The sequence below is a fragment of the Rhizobacter sp. P3_B12 genome (genome assembly GCF_056402895.1).
The window spans coordinates 1-2806 of record NZ_JBFUGN010000826.1 but is presented as its reverse complement, the minus strand read 5'-3'; the positions used below and the strand labels follow the sequence as shown (position 1 = coordinate 2806).

The 2806-nt window shown below is 68.9% G+C and carries 4 protein-coding genes and 1 pseudogene; 3 read left to right on the top strand and 2 right to left on the bottom strand.

Annotated features, from left to right (window positions below; genetic code table 11):
* A pseudogene (locus AC1D01_RS28645) lies at positions 1 to 142 on the top strand (sulfurtransferase); the annotation flags it as partial.
* 96 nt (positions 143 to 238) lie between these two features.
* Positions 239 to 673 carry a universal stress protein gene (locus AC1D01_RS28640; RefSeq protein WP_047585334.1) on the top strand — a complete coding sequence of 145 codons (435 nt, stop codon included), beginning with the start codon at positions 239 to 241 and terminating at the stop codon, positions 671 to 673.
* On the opposite strand, the gene AC1D01_RS28635 is transcribed toward AC1D01_RS28640, so the two are convergent.
* Positions 670 to 1446, bottom strand: coding sequence for a ZIP family metal transporter (locus AC1D01_RS28635; RefSeq protein ID WP_047510053.1), 777 nt, complete (start codon positions 1444 to 1446; stop codon positions 670 to 672). The two genes, AC1D01_RS28640 and AC1D01_RS28635, sit on opposite strands and share 4 nt — an antisense overlap.
* Before the next feature lie 61 nt (positions 1447 to 1507).
* A complete protein-coding gene (locus AC1D01_RS28630) occupies positions 1508 to 2320 on the bottom strand; it encodes a dienelactone hydrolase family protein (RefSeq protein WP_477872454.1) in 813 nt (270 codons plus the stop codon).
* Between the two features lie 104 nt (positions 2321 to 2424).
* Between AC1D01_RS28630 and AC1D01_RS28625 the strand changes: the two genes are divergently transcribed.
* On the top strand, positions 2425 to 2806 hold a 382-nt coding region (locus tag AC1D01_RS28625; protein ID WP_477872452.1), incomplete at its 3' end, for a Ppx/GppA phosphatase family protein.

Genomic DNA, 2806 nt, shown 5'->3' with positions numbered 1-2806 from the left:
GTGCGGTTCGGGCGTGACCGCCTGCCACAACCTGCTGGCGATGGAGATCGCCGGGCTGCACGGCGCGGCGCTGTACCCGGGCTCGTGGAGCGAATGGTCATCCGACAGCAGCCGCCCGATGGAGAAATCTCCCCGCTCGTGAGCGGGGTTTGACCGTCGTCAAGCTGCGGACTACCGTGCAGGGAACACTGGAGGCGCCAGACGGTCCCACGAGAGTTCCCACTGCAAGGAGATGACCATGTTCCATCGCATCCTGGTCCCGACCGACGGTTCGGACATCACGAAGAAGGCGACCGACACGGCCATCGCGCTGGCCAAATCGGTCAACGCGCGGGTCTACACGGTGAGTGTCAAGGAGCCGTTCCCGTACAGCGCGATCTCGGAGATGCAGCCGACGCCGCCGCAGGAGTTCTTCGACGCGCAGGAGCGCATCGCGTCATCGCGGGTCAAGGCGGTGCGCGACGACTGCGTCGCGCTGGGCGTGCCCTGCGAGGCGCACACGCTGGAGGCGCTGCACCCCTGGGAGGCGATCATCGACCACGCCCGCCGCCAGGAGTGCGACCTGATCGTGATGGCCTCGCACGGCCGGCGCGGCGTCAGTGCGCTGCTGCTGGGCAGCGAGACGCAGAAGGTGCTGACGCACAGCAAGGTGCCGGTGCTGGTGGTTCGTTAGTGATGGTGCGCGTGGCTGGCGACGAAGATCACGATCGCCAGCCCGACGCCCAGCCACGCCAGCTGGGCCGCCGTGTCCTTGGCCGACAAGCGATGCTGCAGCTGCGGGATCAGGTCGGCCACCGCCACGTAGATGAAGCTGCTCGACGCGACGACCAGCAGGTAGGGGAACAGCGCCTCCCACGGCCCGACCACCACGTAGCCGACCACGCCGCCGACCACCGCGGCCATGCCCGACATCGCGTTGTAGAGCAGCGCCTTGCGGCGTGACAGCCCGGCGTTCAGCAGCACGATGTAGTCGCCGACTTCCTGCGGGATCTCGTGCGCGATGATCGCCAGCGCCGTGAACATCCCGAGCCGCGTGTCGGTCAGGAAGGCGGCCGCGATGATGATGCCGTCGCAGAAATTGTGGATGCTGTCGCCCAGCAGCACCGTCCAGCCGCCGCGGCCGGCCTGGTGCTTGTCGAACCCGTGGTGGTGGTGGTGCTCGTCGCCTTCATGGTGATGGCCGTGGCGGTACAGCTCCGCCTTCTCGAGCAGGAAGAAGAACAGCAGCCCGGCCAGCAGCGTCATGAACAGGCTCTGCGGGCTGGCCTTGCTCTCGAAGGCCTCGGGCAGGATGTTCAGCAGCGCGGTGCCCAGCAGCACGCCGGCCGACAGGCTGACCAGGTGGTGGACGATGCGGCCCAGCACGTTGACCGTCAGGCTCGCGGCGAGCAGCACCGACAGCAGCCCGCCGGCAAAGGTCGCGAGCACGATGTAGAGAAGGGTCATGGGACTCGATCAAACAAAAGCCGCGCGATGTGCGCGGCTCGGGCAAAAGCAGAGAGGCCGTTCAGGCGACGCCGTGCGCCTTGAACCAATCCAGGCAGCGCCGCCAGCCGTCCTGGGCGGCCTCGGGGCGGTAGCTCGGCCGGTAGTCGGCGTGGAAGGCGTGCGGCGCGTCGGGGTAGAGCACGATCTCGGAGGCCCGGGCCGCGGCATTGCCCGCGTCCAAGGCTGATTTCATCTTATCAACCGTGTCAAGCGGGATGCTGGTGTCGGCGGCGCCGTACAGGCCCAGCACCGGGCCGTGCAGCCGGCCGGCGATGTCGAGCGGGCGGCGCGGCTGCAGTTCGGTGGCCGGCGTCGCGAGCTTGCCGTACCACGCGACACCCGCCTTCACCGCCGCGTTGTGCGCATCGAACAGCCAGGTGATGCGCCCGCCCCAGCAGAAGCCGGTGACGCCCAGCCGCGACACATCGCCGCCCTGCGTCGCCGCCCAGCTGACGGTGGCGTCCAGGTCGTTCAGCACCTGCGCGTCGGGCACCTGGCTGATCAGCTCGGCGTGCAGCAGCGCGACATCGGTGTAGGCCTTCGCGTCGCCCTGGCGCACGAACAGCTCGGGCGCGATCGCGAGGTAGCCCTGCTTCGCGAAACGCCGCGCCACGTCGGCAATGTGTTCGTGCACGCCGAAGATCTCGCTGACCACGACGATCACCGGCAACCGGGTGCCGCCGGCCGGCATCGCGCAGTACGCGGGCATCGAGAACCCGCCGACCGGGATCTCCACCGGCCCGGCGGCCAGGCCGTGGGCATCGGTGGCGATGGCGTGGGCGGTGATCGGCTGCACCGATGCGGCATAGCCCTGGCCTGCGGTGATGAGCATGGCGGTCCCCCTGGACGATGCGTGTGAGTGGGCGCGATTCTATTTTCTGGGCGCAGTCCCTGGCCACGACGAGGTCTGCGTGCAAACCAAGTGAGAATCGCGCGATGACCAGCCGATTCCCCGACCACCTTGCGGCCATCGACATGGGCTCGAACAGTTTCCGCCTGGAGATCGGCGAACTCAGCCCCGGCCGCTACAAGCGCATCGATTACCTGAAGGAGACCGTTCGCCTCGGCGCCGGCCTCGACAAGTCGGGCCTGCTGACCGAAGACGCGACGCTGCGCGGCCTGGCCTGCCTGGGCCGCTTCGCGCAGCGCCTGCGCGGCTATGCACCGGGCCAGGTGCGCGCGGTCGCGACGCAGACGCTGCGCGAGGCGCGCAACCGCGACGCCTTCCTGCTGCGCGCCCAGGAGGTACTGGGCCATCCGATCGAGGTGATCTCGGGCCGCGAGGAAGCGCGGCTGATCTATGCCGGCGTCGCGCGGC

Coding starts and splice junctions, on each gene's coding strand:
- AC1D01_RS28640 (WP_047585334.1), top strand. CDS start 239: ATGTTCCATCGCATCCTGGTCCCGACCGACGGTTCGGACATCACGAAG.
- AC1D01_RS28635 (WP_047510053.1), bottom strand. CDS start 1,446: ATGACCCTTCTCTACATCGTGCTCGCGACCTTTGCCGGCGGGCTGCTG.
- AC1D01_RS28630 (WP_477872454.1), bottom strand. CDS start 2,320: ATGCTCATCACCGCAGGCCAGGGCTATGCCGCATCGGTGCAGCCGATC.